Origin of the sequence: Shewanella sp. CG12_big_fil_rev_8_21_14_0_65_47_15 (genome assembly GCF_002783505.1) — a bacterium.
In the GTDB taxonomy this organism is placed as follows: Bacteria; Pseudomonadota; Gammaproteobacteria; order Enterobacterales; family Shewanellaceae; genus Shewanella.
Genome location: NZ_PFGL01000024.1, coordinates 15,895 through 33,040 on the forward strand (window position 1 = coordinate 15,895; position 17,146 = coordinate 33,040).

13 protein-coding genes are annotated in these 17,146 nt (G+C 47.3%); 9 read left to right on the forward strand and 4 right to left on the reverse strand.

Features of this window, described 5'->3' with window-relative positions:
• Positions 1-181 precede the first annotated feature (181 nt).
• Positions 182-1,726: a fumarate hydratase gene (locus COW15_RS07230; RefSeq protein ID WP_293631320.1), complete on the reverse strand. Its 1,545-nt coding sequence runs from the start codon at positions 1,724-1,726 to the stop codon at positions 182-184.
• Positions 1,727-1,846: 120 nt separating this feature from the next.
• On the opposite strand from COW15_RS07230, the gene pabB reads away from it, so the two are divergent.
• Together pabB and COW15_RS07240 are read left to right on the forward strand one after the other, a co-directional pair.
• Positions 1,847-3,247: an aminodeoxychorismate synthase component I gene (gene pabB / locus COW15_RS07235; protein ID WP_293631321.1), complete on the forward strand. Its 1,401-nt coding sequence runs from the start codon at positions 1,847-1,849 to the stop codon at positions 3,245-3,247.
• A gap of 41 nt (positions 3,248-3,288) precedes the next feature.
• Positions 3,289-3,876, forward strand: coding sequence for a CoA pyrophosphatase (locus COW15_RS07240; RefSeq protein ID WP_293631322.1), 588 nt, complete (start codon positions 3,289-3,291; stop codon positions 3,874-3,876).
• Between the two features lie 35 nt (positions 3,877-3,911).
• On the opposite strand, the gene COW15_RS07245 is transcribed toward COW15_RS07240, so the two are convergent.
• On the reverse strand, positions 3,912-4,247 hold the full coding sequence (locus COW15_RS07245) for a hypothetical protein (RefSeq protein ID WP_293631323.1): 336 nt from the start codon (positions 4,245-4,247) through the stop codon (positions 3,912-3,914).
• A 150-nt stretch (positions 4,248-4,397) separates the two neighbouring features.
• Here COW15_RS07245 and asnS point away from each other — a divergent pair, with 150 nt between their 5' ends.
• A complete protein-coding gene (asnS, locus tag COW15_RS07250; RefSeq protein ID WP_293631325.1) occupies positions 4,398-5,798 on the forward strand; it encodes an asparagine--tRNA ligase in 1,401 nt (466 codons plus the stop codon).
• Positions 5,799-6,044: 246 nt separating this feature from the next.
• On the opposite strand, the gene serC is transcribed toward asnS, so the two are convergent.
• Both serC and gyrA read right to left on the reverse strand, forming a co-directional pair.
• Positions 6,045-7,136 (reverse strand): 3-phosphoserine/phosphohydroxythreonine transaminase, encoded by a 1,092-nt coding sequence (serC, locus tag COW15_RS07255; protein ID WP_293631327.1) that lies wholly within the window; start codon positions 7,134-7,136, stop codon positions 6,045-6,047.
• 104 nt (positions 7,137-7,240) lie between these two features.
• Entirely contained in the window at positions 7,241-10,000 is a 2,760-nt protein-coding gene (gyrA, locus tag COW15_RS07260; protein WP_293631329.1) for a DNA gyrase subunit A, read from the reverse strand.
• 385 nt (positions 10,001-10,385) lie between these two features.
• Here gyrA and ubiG point away from each other — a divergent pair, with 385 nt between their 5' ends.
• The 6 genes from ubiG to COW15_RS07290 all read left to right on the forward strand — a co-directional run bounded on the left by ubiG (position 10,386) and on the right by COW15_RS07290 (position 16,785).
• On the forward strand, positions 10,386-11,096 hold the full coding sequence (gene ubiG / locus COW15_RS07265; RefSeq protein ID WP_293631330.1) for a bifunctional 2-polyprenyl-6-hydroxyphenol methylase/3-demethylubiquinol 3-O-methyltransferase UbiG: 711 nt from the start codon (positions 10,386-10,388) through the stop codon (positions 11,094-11,096).
• Between the two features lies 1 nt (position 11,097).
• Positions 11,098-11,769: an HAD-IA family hydrolase gene (locus COW15_RS07270; RefSeq protein WP_293631331.1), complete on the forward strand. Its 672-nt coding sequence runs from the start codon at positions 11,098-11,100 to the stop codon at positions 11,767-11,769.
• Positions 11,770-12,188: 419 nt separating this feature from the next.
• Complete coding sequence (gene nrdA, locus COW15_RS07275) at positions 12,189-14,477, forward strand: class 1a ribonucleoside-diphosphate reductase subunit alpha (RefSeq protein ID WP_293631332.1); 2,289 nt, start codon at positions 12,189-12,191, stop codon at positions 14,475-14,477.
• Between the two features lie 64 nt (positions 14,478-14,541).
• Entirely contained in the window at positions 14,542-15,672 is a 1,131-nt protein-coding gene (gene nrdB / locus COW15_RS07280; RefSeq protein ID WP_293631333.1) for a class Ia ribonucleoside-diphosphate reductase subunit beta, read from the forward strand.
• Between the two features lie 16 nt (positions 15,673-15,688).
• Positions 15,689-16,126 carry a class I ribonucleotide reductase maintenance protein YfaE gene (yfaE, locus tag COW15_RS07285; RefSeq protein WP_293631335.1) on the forward strand — a complete coding sequence of 146 codons (438 nt, stop codon included), beginning with the start codon at positions 15,689-15,691 and terminating at the stop codon, positions 16,124-16,126.
• Between the two features lie 203 nt (positions 16,127-16,329).
• Positions 16,330-16,785 carry a nuclear transport factor 2 family protein gene (locus COW15_RS07290; protein WP_293631336.1) on the forward strand — a complete coding sequence of 152 codons (456 nt, stop codon included), beginning with the start codon at positions 16,330-16,332 and terminating at the stop codon, positions 16,783-16,785.
• Positions 16,786-17,146: the final 361 nt, after the last annotated feature.

The following is a 17,146-nucleotide window of genomic DNA, read 5'->3' on the forward strand; positions in this document are numbered from 1 at the left end:
TGCCACACTAGCGAAACAAAAACGCTCAAGCAAGCCAAAAGGCACACCTGAGCGTATTTTTTTGTGACAAATTGTCTGTGGCTAGCTGCCTAACCCTTTACCAGCCAATTGTCACGCGAACCAGAGACAAGGTAGAGACGACCAAGCCTCTGACTCAATCTAATAACATCGCCTAAATCAACTAGGCTTTAGCGTTGGCGATATTCACTTTCCAAATCGCAGGGCCGGTTTCATGGGCATTCACGCCGTTTGAATCCACCGCAACTGTCACAGGCATATCCTGTACGTCAAACTCGTAAATCGCTTCCATGCCTAAATCGGCAAAGGCTACCACGCGAGAATGTTTAATCGCTTTAGACACCAGATATGCTGCGCCGCCCACCGCCATCAGATACACAGCTTTGTGTTTTTTGATCGATTCAACGGTCGCAGGACCACGCTCAGCCTTACCAATCATGCCCATCAGACCCGTCTTATCGAGCATAAGATCGGTGAATTTATCCATACGGGTCGCAGTGGTTGGGCCAGCAGGTCCCACCACTTCATCACCTACAGGATCAACTGGACCCACGTAGTAGATAAACTTACCGGTAAAATCAACACCTTCTGGTAAGCCTTCACCGCTTTCAATCAGACTTTGGATGCGCTTATGGGCCGCATCACGGCCGGTGAGCATTTTACCGCTGAGCAGAATCGTTTCGCCGCTCTGCCACTGCTCGATATCCGCTTGAGTGACAGTGTCTAAATTTACACGACGCACATCATCACCCACTTCACGGGTAATTTCTGGCCAATCGGCCAGTGATGGCGGCGCTAAATCCGCAGGACCTGTGCCATCTAAATGGAAGTGTACGTGGCGAGTGGCCGCACAGTTCGGGATCATCACCACAGGTTTGGACGCCGCATGGGTCGGTGCTGACTTGATTTTCACATCTAATACTGTGGTTAAACCGCCCAGACCTTGTGCGCCTATCCCTAGGTTATTAGCGCGCTCGAAAATATCTAAACGTAACTTTTCTTCTGTCGTTTCGGCCCCGCGCGCCATTAGTTCATGGATATCCACGCTTTCCATCAGCGCTTCTTTGGCTAATACGGCCGCTTTTTCGGCGGTGCCACCAATACCAATGCCGAGCATACCCGGTGGACACCAGCCCGCGCCCATGGTTGGCAGCGTTTTTTCTACCCAAGCGGCGATATCATCCGATGGATTTAACATCACCATTTTAGCTTTGTTTTCACTCCCGCCGCCCTTGGCCGCAATCGCGACTTCGATATGGTTGCCTGGCACCATGTCGATATGCACCACAGACGGGGTGTTATCTTTGGTATTTTTACGGCTACCCGCAGGATCGGCCACAATCGATGCGCGCAGCGGGTTATCTGGATTGGTATAAGCGCGACGCACACCCTCATCGACCATTTGCTGAATGGTCATATCGGTTTTGTCCCACTGAACCCCCATACCCACTTTCACGAAAGTGGTCACGATACCAGTATCTTGGCACAGTGGACGTTTACCTTCGGCAGACATGCGCGAGTTAATCAGAATTTGTGCAATCGCATCCTTCGCCGCCGCACTTTGCTCACGCTCATACGCTTGGCTCATGGCATCGACAAAATCCTTCGGGTGGTAGTAGGAAATGTATTGCAGGGCATCGGCCACACTTTCAATAAAGTCGGCTTGTTTAATCACAGTGTTTTCAGAGGTTTTATCGTGAGATGACATAGTAGGAGCGCTCCAGCAGCCTATGTGGCCTTACTTGTTTTTTTGTTAATTCTTTCTGGGCCAATATGATACTCTTTCCCATCTTTTTGGGCTACATCACATTTTAGATAGGGTTAATCGATGGCAATTAGGGCGTCAAAACAGCTTGCATCACGCCAACTTGACTGGACATTAAGCACTGCGGCAGTCTTTCAACACTTCTCCGCTGACAATTGGGCAATCCTATTAGACTCGGCAAATGCACCGCATCAGGACGCTCGATTCGATATTATTTGCGCCAATCCCATCGCTACCTTAGTGACCAAAGGTGATCGAAGTGATATCCAGCGAGTTCTACCACACCTAGATTTGCCTGCGGGGATCGATGCCACCGATGATCCCTTTGCCTTAGTCAATGCTCTATTAACCCATTGGTATCCAGAATCTTTTACCAGCGAATTCCCCTTTAGTGGTGGCGCCATGGGCAGTTTTAGCTACGATTTAGGCCGCCGGATCGAAGCTATCTCCTCTATCGCTATGGAGGATATGCATCTACCCGAGATGAATATCGGCTTCTATGACTGGGCGCTGATCTTTGATTATCAACAACAATGCTGGCATTTAGTGCATTATTTGGGTGAAGTTACGCTCGAAACTCAATTGAAAAAAATTGAAGCAAAAATCGCGATAACAACAAAGCATACTGAATTTTGTCTCACTAGCCCTTGGTCGGCACAGCTCACTAAAGCGCAGTACACGTCAAAATTCAATCGAGTACAGACATATCTGCACAGCGGCGACTGCTATCAAATTAATTTAACGCAGCGTTTTGAAGCTGAGTATAAAGGCGATGAATGGATGGCCTATTGCAAGCTGCGCAGTGCCAATCAGGCGCCTTTCTCTGCTTTTATGCGGTTACCACATAATGCCATTTTATCCATTTCACCCGAGCGCTTTATTCAGCTACGCGGGGATAAGATTCAAACTAAACCCATTAAGGGCACATTACCGCGCCATGCCGATCCCCTGCTCGATGCTAAGGCCGCCAATACCTTGGCAAATTCGCCAAAGGATCGCGCCGAGAATGTCATGATTGTCGATTTACTGCGAAACGATATCGGCAAAGTCGCCACGGCAGGTTCAGTACGGGTACCCCATCTGTTTGAGATTGAAAGTTTTCCTGCGGTTCACCATTTAGTCAGTACAGTAACGGCAACACTCTCCCCAAAATACAGCGCCTGCGATTTATTGCGCGCCGCCTTTCCGGGTGGTTCGATTACCGGTGCCCCCAAGATCCGTGCCATGGAAATTATTGAAGAATTGGAACCGTCCCGCAGAAGTTTGTACTGTGGTTCCATGGGCTATATCAGTCAAGATGGCCAGATGGATACCAGTATTACCATTCGCACTATCGTTGCCGAACGGGGTAAACTCTATTGTTGGGCGGGCGGTGGTATAGTGGCGGATTCCGAAGTGGATGCCGAGTATCAGGAAAGCTTCGATAAAGTTAGCCGAATTTTACCTTTGCTTGACGCCGAGTAACCAGCCCAGCAGAGAGAGAGCAATCACACAGCGGAACACCCATGGATCAAGCTGAATTTAGACTCAGATTTAATCTGCATCCTTTAGCCGCGCAGGATCCGGCGGCCCTCCCTCACCTTGGTTTGCGTAAGGCCGCAGTGCTTATCCCCCTGCTAGACATTAACGGTGAGCTGAATCTGATTTTGACCCAGAGACCCATGCACCTAAGGGCCCATCCAGGGCAAATCAGTTTTCCCGGTGGTAAAATTGAGCCAAATGATCCAGATGCTATCGCTGCAGCCCTGCGGGAGGCAGAGGAGGAAATTGGCCTATTAAGGCAGAATGTGGATGTGATTGGTACCTTTCCGGCCCACAACACCTTTACGGGATTTGAAATCACCCCAGTGGTTGGCATTATTAAACAGACTTTTGAATTTAAGCTCGATCCCGGTGAGGTGGCCGATTGCTTTACTGTGCCCTTAAGCTTTTTTATTGCGCCGGGCAATCGCCACCAAAAACGCTTTTTACGCCAAGGCCGTTACTACTGTGTGCATTTTATCCCCTACCAACAACGTTTTATCTGGGGCGCAACGGCTGCAATTATCGATCACCTCTGTCGGCACTTAAGCATTCCCGAAGATATAATTTAGCTTGATTTGGCGGCAATTTAGCGACGATATGCTCGCTAGATCACAAAGTGCACGTATAACCCCGCGACCAGTGACGTTAACAACAGCAAGGGAATATTAAACCAATAACCGAGTTTGCTGTGGTGGGCAACATAGTAATTAAACGCCAAACTGATCAAGCTGATCCCCCCACAGGCCCAAATTAAATATTGCAACAATTGGGTTCGATACGGATCCCAAAAAATCCTGAAGGTCGCCCCACGGCTCAAATAGGCCCCAACCTCGCGATCGGGCCTCGCCTCACCAAAGACTAACAACGCATAAACGGCCAAGGCCCAACCCAAAATGGATAAAGTTGCGAGGATAATTTGAAATGTTCTGACTTTACTCATATCGCCTCCCTTCGTTTCACCCGCTATATCGTTAAATATTAGCAATATTAACCTCAGGATACCTTTTTCAGCTTGAGAAAAGCCACCAGCAAGGTAATATAAACCTCCAAAATTTTCATATAAAACGTTTCGTTGGAGAACTAAGCAACAATGAGCATTGCATCTGTCGCTTCTGTATTTAAAGGTGAGCACGCGGTCGGTTCTAAAGTCACAGTGCGTGGCTGGGTAAGAACCCGTCGTGATTCTAAAGCCGGCATCTCTTTTTTGGCTGTCTATGACGGTTCCTGCTTTAATCCTATTCAAGGTGTCGTGCCAAATAGCTTAGAAAATTACGACAACGAAGTGTTAAAGCTGACTGCGGGTTGCTCTGTCGTGATGACGGGCGATATCGTTGAATCCCCGGGTGCAGGCCAAGCATTTGAACTGCAAGTGACTGAACTTGAAGTCGCTGGTTGGGTCGATGATCCAGACACATACCCAATGGCCGCTAAGCGTCATTCGATTGAGCACCTTCGTGAACTCGCTCACCTGCGCCCACGCACTAACATTATTGGTGCCGTTGCCCGTGTGCGTAACTGTTTATCCCAAGCCATTCACCGCTTCTACCACGAAGAAGGCTTTATTTGGGTATCGACTCCGCTGATCACTGCATCGGATTGCGAAGGTGCCGGTGAAATGTTCCGCGTATCGACCTTAGATATGGAAAACCTGCCCCGCACCAGTGAAGGCAAAGTCGATTACGATAAGGATTTCTTCGGTAAAGAAGCCTTCCTCACCGTATCGGGTCAGCTAAACGGCGAAACCTATGCCTGTGCACTGTCAAAAATTTATACCTTTGGCCCAACATTCCGTGCAGAAAACTCAAACACCAGCCGCCACTTAGCGGAATTTTGGATGGTTGAACCCGAAGTCGCCTTTGCGACCTTAAGCGACATTGCTGGCCTTGCCGAAGCCATGTTGAAATATGCCTTCAATGCCGTATTAACCGAACGTATGGACGATTTACAATTCTTCGCCCAACATGTGGATAAAACAGTTATCGAGCGTCTGCAATCTTTTGTGTCGAGCGATTTTGCCCAAGTGGATTACACAGATGCAGTTGAGATCCTGCAAAACTGTGGCCGTGAGTTCGAGTTCCCCGTGTCTTGGGGTATCGATTTATCCTCTGAGCACGAGCGTTATTTAGCCGAAGAACACTTCAAAGCCCCTGTAGTTGTTAAGAACTATCCAAAGGATATCAAGGCCTTCTACATGCGCTTAAACGATGACGGTAAAACCGTTGCCGCGATGGACGTGTTAGCGCCAGGCATTGGCGAAATCATCGGTGGTTCACAACGTGAAGAGCGATTAGATGTGCTGGATATGCGTTTAGCCGAAATGGATCTGAACAAAGAAGATTACTGGTGGTACCGTGATCTGCGCCGTTACGGCACAGTGCCACACGCAGGTTTTGGTCTAGGGTTTGAGCGTTTAGTATCCTACGTGACGGGCGTTAACAACATTCGTGATGTGATCCCGTTCCCACGTGCACCACGCACTGCCAACTTCTAGTTGATATTGATAACACTGCTTTAATAGCAGTTAATTCTCTAAAACGCGCTTCGGCGCGTTTTTTTATTGAGCTGTTATTAACTACGTAACTATTTTAACTATGTAACAGCCATTAACTATGTGGCCGCCATTAAAAAAGCGAATGCCATTACAGCATTCGCTTCCTCTCTTCTACTGACTAGTCGTCTTCTAACCACAGGTTTCTTACCTTAAAAGTAAGTCGCCTTAACATGAGAATATCTCTGCCTAGCTATGCTGGGCGGCAAACTCATTCATAAACTTGACTAATGCCTCAACCCCTTCGAGTGGCATCGCATTGTAGAGACTGGCGCGCATACCACCGACGATGCGATGACCCTTTAGGGCCACCAGTCCCGCGGCTTGCGCTTGTTTGAGGAACTCACCATCGAGTGCTTCATCGGCAAGTTGGAAGGTGACGTTCATTTGCGAACGATTGGACGCCACGACGCCGTTGCGATAAAAACGGTTATTGTCGATACATTGGTACAGCATCTGTGCTTTCTGTTGATTAATTTTTGCAATACTCGCAATGCCGCCAATGGATTTGAGCCAAGCAAACACTTCTGCGGCGAGGTACCACGCGAAGGTGGGTGGCGTGTTGAACATAGAATCATGCTCAACGGCTAAACGATAGTCCATGATGGATGACTGCACTAAACTCGGCAGAGTTAACATATCATCGCGAACTATCACGATAGACAGGCCCGATGGGCCTATGTTCTTTTGTGCGCCAGCATAGATCACAGCATAGCGACTGACATCAATTTCACGGGACATGATGGTTGATGATAAATCGGCGACAATCGGCCAAGGTGAATCTAATTCATCAAAAATTTCGATACCATCGACTGTCTCATTAGGGCAATAGTGAACATAGCGATAATCGGCATCGATTTTATGTAATTCAGGTAAGACGACTTCGTTGAGTCCATTGTGTTTTTCAACGATATTCAGACTATCAATCTGCGCTTCGCCGGCAAGCTTTTGTGCCTCGGTTAAGGCGGCGGATGACCATTGGCCACTGACCAAATACAGGGCTCTGCCATTATCACCTAAAAAATTATTCACAACAGCGGAGAACTGCCCACGGCCACCACCATGCATAAAGAGCACATGGTAATTTGCCGGGATCTGCATCAGCTCGCGTAAATCGGCCTCGGCTTGCTTGGTCAGCGCGATGAACTCTTTACTTCGGTGGCTGATTTCCATCACGGAAACCCCTTGCCCATTCCAATCGAGTAATTCCTGTTGTGCTTTTTTCATTACCGCCGTCGGTAACATTGCCGGACCTGCACAGAAATTATAAATCGCGCTCACTGACACTCTCCTTAATTCCAACCATGATTTATGTATTCGTTTTACAAAACAATGGTATCAAAAAAACGAGCGTCCAATTGGACGCTCGTTATTATGACACTGAGTTATTCGTCGTCTTGCTCATCGGCAAGCTCGTCGTCATCTTCGTCTAGCTCTTCCTCATCGTCCAACTCTTCATCAAGCTGGTCATCCAGAGGCTCGTCGGCTAACTCGCCTTCGATCACTGCAGGAACAATAGGTAAACCATTTTCATCCAGCTCGACTTCATCCTCATCACTTTGAATTTCGTCGATACGCTGCAGACCCACCACTTTCTCGTCGCTTGCAGTGCGGATAATGGTCACACCTTGGGTATTACGGCCTATGATAGACACGCCCTTAGCAGGAGTTCGAACGAGGGTGCCTTTATCGCTGATGAGCATCAGTTCGTCATTCAGACCCACTTGTACTGCGCCAACAACGGCGCCGTTACGCTCGCTCACCTTGATTGAAACCACACCTTTAGTCGCACGACTCTTCGCAGGGTATTCAGACAGTTGCGTCCGTTTACCGTAACCGTTTTCAGTCACAGTCAGAATCGCGCCATCACCTTTAGGTACGATAAGCGACACGACTTTTTGACCTTCTTCTAAACGGATACCACGAACACCCGTTGCGGTACGGCCCATAGGACGCAGTGACAAGACTTCTTCGCCGGTTTCAGGATCGGTTTTCACTTCACCGGTTTCAGAATCACGGACTTTCTCACCAAAACGAACCACTTTACCTTCGTTCGAGAACAACATGATTTCGTCATCACCGTTAGTGATATCGACACCGATCAGTTGGTCACCGTCTTTGAGGTTAACGGCGATAATGCCGTTTGCACGTGGGTTGCTGTAGGCGGTCAGTGCGGTTTTCTTCACTGTGCCGTGTGACGTCGCCATGATGATGTATTTATCAGCCGCGTATTCACGCACTGGCAGAATCGCCGTAATGCGCTCGCCATCGGATAACGGCAGCAAGTTAACAATTGGACGACCACGGGCCGTACGGCTCGCTAATGGTAATTGATATACCTTGAGCCAGTACATCTTACCAAAGTCAGAGAAGCACAAAATGGTATCGTGGGTATTGGCAACTAACAGTTTTTCAACGAAATCTTCGTCTTTGACCTTAGTTGCCGCTTTACCTTTACCACCACGGCGCTGGGCTTGGTAATCGGTTAAGGGTTGATACTTGGCATAACCTAAATGCGACAGTGTGACCACAACGTCTTCTTCGTTGATAAGATCTTCAAGACTCATATCAACTTCGTTGGCATTGATCACGGTACGGCGTGCATCACCGTATTCTTCAAGAATCAGTTCTAACTCTTCCTTGATGACTTCCATCAAACGCTCAGGGCTACGCAGAATAAACAGCAGACCCGCAATAAATTCGAGCAATTCTTCGTATTCGGCGATGATCTTATCGTGTTCAAGACCGGTTAAGCGGTGTAAACGCAGTTCCAAAATCGCCTGAGCCTGTTGCTCAGTCAGGAAGTATTGACCGTCACGGATGCCATATTGTGGCTCTAACCACTCAGGACGTGCGGCATCATCACCCGCTTTTTCCAGCATGCCTTGAACATGGCCTAATTCCCAACCCTGCTCAACCAATTTCACTTTGGCATCGGCAGGCGTTGGCGAGGCTTTGATCAGCGCAATAATCGGGTCGATGTTCGCTAGCGCAACCGCTAAGGCTTCCAAAATATGGGCGCGCTCACGGGCTTTACGCAGTTCGAATACGGTACGGCGCGTTACGACTTCACGGCGATGCAGAATAAAGCATTCGAGCATTTCTTTAAGGTTAAACAGTTTAGGCTGACCATTAGTCAGGGCCACCATGTTAATCCCGAAAGAACACTGCATTTGCGTTTGAGCATACAGGTTATTTAATACCACCTCGCCCACTTCGCCGCGCTTAATTTCGATAACGATGCGCATACCGTCTTTATCAGACTCGTCGCGTAGACCGCTGATCCCTTCAAGCTTTTTATCTTTAACCAGCTCGGCAATCTTCTCGATTAAACGGGCTTTGTTCACTTGATACGGGATTTCAGTGACGATAATGCGCTCGCGACCATTGTCTTCCGTTTCAACCTCGGCAAGAGCACGCATGATCGCGCGGCCACGGCCGGTTTTATAGGCATCGATAATGCCCTTGCGACCGTTGATAATTGCTGCCGTTGGGAAATCCGGACCTGGAATATATTCCATCAACTGTTCAATCGACAGTGAGGGTTCTTCAATCAGTGCCAAACAACCTTTCACGACTTCAGTTAAGTTGTGGGGGGGGATGTTGGTTGCCATACCGACCGCAATACCCGATGAACCGTTAATTAACAGGTTAGGTACGCGTGTGGGTAATACAGCGGGAATTTGTTCTGTGCCGTCGTAGTTAGGGACGAAATCGACGGTTTCTTTTTCAAGATCGGCGAGTAGCTGGTGCGCTAACTTGTCCATGCGGATTTCGGTATAACGCATCGCCGCTGCGGAGTCGCCGTCGACCGAACCGAAGTTTCCTTGACCGTCAACTAAGGTGTAACGCAGTGAGAATGGCTGGGCCATACGGACGATAGTGTCGTAAACAGCAGAGTCACCGTGGGGGTGATATTTACCGATAACGTCACCGACCACGCGGGCAGATTTTTTGTACGGCTTGTTCCAATCGTTCTTCAATTCACTCATGGCAAACAAAACGCGGCGATGTACAGGCTTTAAGCCGTCGCGCACGTCTGGTAATGCACGTCCCACGATAACGCTCATAGCGTAATCAAGGTACGAATTCTTTAGTTCGTCTTCGATATTAATTGGCGAAATAGATGATGCCAGATCAGTCATAAACTGCTCGTTCCCCTGAAAAATAGCCGACAACGCATAATCCGTATCATTGAGCGGCCCAAAAACGTGATTTGGCATTCTAACACAGTTATTTAATGTCGCCAGACCTATCCTGCTTGAATTGAGAAGGAAGCAAGTTAATAGATGAAAACACTGTCAATTTGGGCGATGACGTATGCTAAAAAACGCCTTTTAGGAACCATTTACCCCAAAGCCTTGATTAATCTATAAGCAGATGTACCAACTGAACGCACAGTAATGGCATTTAAAGACGAAAATTGTTGAAATTTCACTCAACCACAAAGACTTAGATCCGACCAATACTTTGTTTATCAAACTTAGTCGTTATAATAGCCGCACAATCCAGTCCGCTTTAGGTAACCCCATGCAACACAATACCAATGTTGACCCGCAGGAAATCGCAAAGTTTGAACGTATGGCCGAAACCTGGTGGGATCTCAATGGCGAGTTTAAGCCACTGCATCTTTTAAATCCGCTACGTTTAAATTATATCGACCAAACCGCTGGCGGTATTTTTGGTAAAAAAGTGCTCGATGTGGGTTGTGGCGGTGGCATTTTATCCGAAAGCATGGCGCGTATCGGTGCCGTGGTCGACGGTCTCGATATGGGTGATGATCCCTTAGAAATCGCCCGCCTACATGCCCTCGAAACTGGTGTAAGCATTAATTATGTAAAAAACACCGCCGAGGCCCATAGCCAAGATCATCAAGATTATTACGATGTGGTCACCTGCATGGAAATGCTGGAGCATGTGCCGGATCCACAGTCGGTGATCAAGGCCTGCTGCGATATGGTGAAACCCGGCGGGTTTGTGTTTTTCTCAACCATTAACCGCAACCTCAAATCCTTTGTTGAAACCATTATTGGCGCCGAATATCTGCTGAAAATGCTGCCGATTGGTACCCATAATCACAATAAATTCATTAAACCATCGGAGTTAATTGCCCTAGTGGATAATACGGATTTGATCTGCAAGGATGCCCTAGGCATCAGCTATAACCCACTGACGGGGATCTTTAAGTACACTCCCAATGTGGATGTAAACTATATGATCGCCACCCAAAAGGCTGATTAATATGAGCCTACTAGCACAGGTGAGAGGCGTATTGTTTGACCTTGATGGCACGCTTGCCGATACCGCGCCGGATCTTGTGCAGGCACTTAACTTAAGTCTGTTGGATGCGGGGCTTGAAGCCAAACCCTTTGAGTCACTTCGCAGCGCCGCATCCCACGGCAGTTTTGCCCTTGTCGATGCAGCGCTTCCCCATGCCAGTGAGCCTCTTCGTCAGCAACTGCAGCAGGGCCTACTCGCCCACTACCAGCGCATTAATGGTGACCAATGCCAGTTATTTACGGGCATTGCAACCCTGCTCGATTGGCTCGATTTGCAGGGGTTGCCATTTGGCGTGATCACCAATAAACCCGCCCGCTTTACCAGACCTTTATTGCAAAAACTGAATTTGCAACGGCGGATGACGGTGATGATCAGCGGCGATTCCACCCGTTACGCTAAGCCCCATACCGCGCCTATGCTCCTTGGTGCGCAGCAACTTAACTGTGCCCCTGAGCATATTTTGTATTTAGGGGATGCCGAGCGGGATTTACTCGCCGCCCAGGCCGCAGCCATGTTGGGGGGGGTCGCATTATGGGGTTATCTGCATAAAGAAGATAATCCGCAGCACTGGCCCGCATTGGCGCAATTTGCTTCGCCGCTGGCGGTACTCGACGCTTTGATTGCATCGCGCTGATTGCAACCTAGTACGGCATCGCGAGAATTTGTGGCCCATAGGACTGCTGTTTATTTTAGCGATCGCGATCTTTGCTGAGATCGCGCAAAAAGCCCCCATGGTTCTTGCACACTAGTACGAAATTGAGCTTCAGGGTTAGCTATTACTAACACAGATGTTTATCCTCAAGATATCCACAAGATACCCCCTGAATTCTAACTTGCAAATACGTTCAAACCTCACTATCTTGTATCTCAGATTATTTTAAACACCATATCTTGTGTATCGGTAGCAATCAGACACACTAGAAACTCCCCGCTTAATTGGCTCTTTATTAACGAGCCAGCAGTATTTAAGGGACGTTTGTTGATTGTTTTACAAGGAAACGTACGGTGATCCGTTCACCGCAATAGATATCAAAAAACCAAGGCCTCTCTTCAATGAATAGCACTATGACAGTCACAAAACGCTGTGGTGAACGTGAGAACATCGATCTCGACAAAATTCACCGCGTAATTACTTGGGCAGCCAAGGGATTAAAAAACGTTTCTGTTTCTGAAGTTGAACTTCGCTCACACCTGCAATTTTTCGATGGCATCCACACCGAAGCCATCCACGAAACCATTATCAAAGCGGCAGCGGATTTAATTTCACCAGAATCACCGGACTATCAGTTCCTCGCGGCGCGTTTAGCCGTGTTTCATTTACGTAAGAAGGCCTTCGGTCAGTTCGCACCGCCAGCACTGTATGATCATGTGACTAAACTGGTGGAATTGGGCAAGTATGATATGCACATCCTGCAGGATTACAGCCGTGAAGAACTCGATATCATGAACACCTATATCGACCATTGGCGCGATATGGACTTCTCCTATGCGGCTGTTAAACAGCTCGAAGGCAAGTATTTAGTTCAAAACCGTGTGACGCACGAAATCTACGAGAGCGCCCAGTTCCTCTATATTCTGGTGGCGGCCTGTTTATTTGCCCGTTATCCAAAAGAGACGCGCCTGAAATACGTGAAGGATTTCTATGATGCGGTATCGACCTTTAAGATATCCTTACCCACGCCTATTATGGCGGGTGTTCGCACCCCAACGCGTCAATTTAGCTCTTGCGTACTGATCGAATGCGGTGACAGCTTAGATTCAATCAACGCGACCGCATCGTCTATCGTGAAATATGTCAGCCAACGTGCGGGGATCGGCATTAACGCCGGCCGTATTCGCGCCCTAGGTAGCCCAATCCGTGGCGGCGAAGCCTTCCACACTGGGTGTTTACCTTTCTATAAGTATTTCCAAACCGCAGTGAAGTCTTGCTCCCAAGGCGGCGTGCGTGGTGGTGCTGCGACCCTGTTCTACCCTATTTGGCACTTAGAAGTCGAATCTCTGCTGGTACTGAAAAACAACCGCGGTGTGGAAGATAACCGTATCCGCCACTTAGACTACGGTGTGCAGTTGAATAAACTTATGTATCAACGCCTGATCAAAGGCGAAAATATCAGTCTATTCAGCCCATCAGACGTACCTGGTCTGTATGATGCCTTCTTCGAAGATCAAAACGAATTCGAGCGTCTCTATTTACAATACGAGCAGGACAGCAGCATTCGTAAGAAAACCCTCAAGGCGGTGGAACTGTTTTCACTGATGATGCAAGAGCGCGCCTCAACTGGCCGTATTTACATTCAGAACGTGGATCACTGCAACACCCACAGTCCGTTCGATTCAAAAGTCGCGCCGATCAGACAGTCTAACCTGTGTCTTGAAATCGCACTGCCGACTAAGCCATTGAACAATATCGATGATCCTAATGGTGAAATCGCACTCTGTACCTTGTCAGCCCTAAACTTAGGTGCGATCAAAACCTTATCAGAACTCGAACCCTTAGCGGATCTCGCCGTTCGTGCACTAGATAACCTATTGGATTATCAAGATTATCCGATTAAAGCGGCACAAATTGCCTCGATGAACCGCCGTACCTTAGGCATAGGCGTGATTAACTTTGCCAACTACTTAGCCAAAAATGGCATGAAGTATTCCGATGGCAGTGCTAACAATCTGACCCACAAGACCTTTGAGGCGATTCAATATTATCTACTCAAGGCATCAATGAATCTGGCAAAGGAGCAAGGTGCCTGCCCGTTATTTAACGAGACCACCTACTCCCAAGGTATTTTACCTATCGATACCTATAAGCGTGACTTAGATAAGATTTGTAATGAACCATTACATTTAGACTGGGAATCACTGCGCAGCGATATTAAGCAGTACGGTTTGCGTAACTCGACCTTGTCGGCATTAATGCCGTCGGAAACCTCGTCACAAATTTCTAATGCGACGAACGGTATTGAGCCACCACGTGGACTCATTAGTGTGAAAGCCAGTAAAGATGGTCAACTGAAACAAGTTGTACCTGATTTTGATACCCTAAAAGATAGCTATGAGTTGCTGTGGAAAATGCCAAGCAATGATGGTTACCTGCAATTAGTCGGTATTATGCAGAAGTTTGTTGACCAAGCGATTTCGGCCAACACTAACTATGATCCTTCACGTTTTGAAGGCCGTAAAGTACCGATGCAGACGCTACTGAAAGATTTGCTTAATGCCTATAAGTTAGGTGTAAAAACGCTTTACTACCATAACACTCGCGATGGTGCGTCGGATCAACACGATGACATCACCAACCTAGAGAAAGAAGACGACGGTTGTGCCGGCGGCGCCTGTAAGATCTAGTCTTTAACGTTAACGGTTTTGCAGGGATCCCTTTGGGGTCCCTGCCCATTGGAAAAATAGCACCATGGCCTACTCTACCTTCTGTCAAACACCCAACGACGCCACCCGCGAACCTATGTTTTTAGGTCAATCGGTCAATGTGGCTCGCTACGATCAACAAAAATATGAAGTGTTCGAAAAACTGATAGAAAAGCAGTTATCTTTCTTTTGGCGCCCCGAAGAAGTGGACGTCAGTCGCGATAAAATTGACTACAACGCCCTGCCGGATCACGAAAAACATATTTTTATTTCTAACCTGAAATACCAAACCCTGCTCGACTCGATCCAAGGTCGCTCGCCCAATGTGGCCTTTTTGCCACTAGTATCGCTGCCAGAGCTAGAAACTTGGATTGAAACTTGGTCTTTCTCAGAGACCATTCACTCGCGCTCTTATACCCATATTATCCGCAATATCGTTAACGACCCGTCGGTTATTTTTGACGATATCGTCGTAAACAAAGAAATTTTACGACGTGCAACTGACATTGCCGAATACTACGACCACTTGATTAAGCTGACCCAAGTATTCAACCTATTCGGTGCAGGCACCCATGTTATCGATGGCGAAGAATTAGTCGTTAATAGCCGTACACTGAAAAAAGCCCTTTACCTGTGCATGATGTCGGTCAATGCCCTAGAAGCGATTCGTTTCTATGTTAGTTTTGCCTGCTCATTTGCCTTTGCCGAACGTAAGCTCATGGAAGGTAACGCAAAAATCATTCGCTTAATCGCCCGTGATGAAGCCTTACACTTAAACAGCACCCAGCATATTTTAAACATAATGCAGGGCGGTAAAGACGATCCAGAAATGGGTGAAATCGCTGCCGAATGCCAACAGGAAGCCTACGATCTGTTCCTTAAGGCCGCAGAACAAGAAAAAGAATGGGCAAAATACCTATTCAAAGATGGCTCTATGATTGGTTTGAACGAGCAAATTCTGTGTCAATATGTTGAATATATTACCAATCAGCGCATGAAGTCGGTGAACCTGCCACAACCTTATCCAGAACTGACTAATCCATTACCTTGGATGAAAAACTGGTTAGAGAGTGATGCGGTGCAAGTGGCTCCCCAGGAAGTGGAAGTTTCTTCATATCTGGTTGGGCAAATTGACTCGGCGGTCGATGGTGATGAATTCCTCGACTTTGATCTCTAATGACGTTCAATTTCGAATGACTAAGTCGAACCTGCTCGCACGCCATCCCTTGAACAGTCCCTTTGCCAAGGCGCCCATTGTGCGCCTGCAAGGGCAACCTGTGCTGCTATTTACCGAGCAGCACAGCTCTTTATTGCAAGCCCTCGAAGCCAAAAAAGTGACCATTTTCTCAGAGTGTCGCAGTGGTTTTTGTGGCGCCTGCAAAACCCGTGTTCTCAGCGGCCGCGTGACTTATTTAACCGAACCCCTTGTCGAACTTAAGACAGACGAATGCCTGCCCTGCTGCTGTATCCCCACCGAAGATTTAGAACTCGACTTATCCCCTGAAGGGGCGACTGTTGTCACCTACCCTTGCCGTAAAACGCGCTCTCAGACTCAAGCAGCATCTTCTTCACGCACAACACCCAATTTAAAAGCGATAGTATTGCTAGAGCAAGAAGCGATTGAAGAGTAAGCAAACAACTAAAAGACGTTATACACTCTAGCAAGCTCCCCGCATGAATAATTTGTCGGTATTTATTGCCATGGTTTTCTCTGCAACACCCTGTCATTTAGTTAAAAGTTAATACGAAAGTTACTTTCTATCGGGAAATCCTGTTACGCTACAACTCATCAAGCAGTAGCGGAGCAACTCGTTTCTGGAGCATAGGGACATTTATGGAAAAATTAATTGCAATATTATTTCTGTTTTTTTCAGTGAGTGCATTTTCTAGCGAAGAAAGCCTCGTTCAAGAAATGAAAAAAATGGATAGCAAGGTATTTGAGTCGTTTAATCAATGTGCAGATGAAACACAGCTCAAAATCCACGAAAGCTACTTTTCAAATAATGTCGAATTTTATCATGATAATGGCGGTGTTACTTGGGATCGTGAGTCGATGCTCAACAACACTAAAAACTTTGCGTGCGGTAAGTATACACGCACACTCATTGAAGAAACCTTTCAGGCATACCCCATCAAAGACTTTGGCGCGATGACTGAAGGCGTACATAAATTTTGTCATCTAGATAACGGCACTTGTGATGGAAAAGCAAAATTTTTAATGGTCTGGCAGAACACCAATGGCATATGGCAGGTCACACGAGTATTGAGTTATGGTCATTTACCCAACTAAAAAGTAAAACAACCTACTCACTCGCATTTGTTGTTGATTAAGGTTATTAAGGAATTGGGAAAATTTTCACGTTAGGGATGGCAATGTTGTGATGTCATGTTGCCATTCTAGTATGCTACTTAAGTGCTCTATATGAATATTTATCACTTCGCAGGGACCCTATTCCTCTCCTACAACACCTCCCACCTATTATATTGAATTATACCAATCACATTAAATATCTAATCAGTTCAGAGCCTCACAGGCATCTCAATCCAAGGCGCATTGACGCAGAAATGGTCATTCCCTTTTAAGTCAATGCAACACGGGAGTGGGGTGCCTGTGTGGCTCCCGAAGGGCGGGTTTCAACGCGCTTTATACT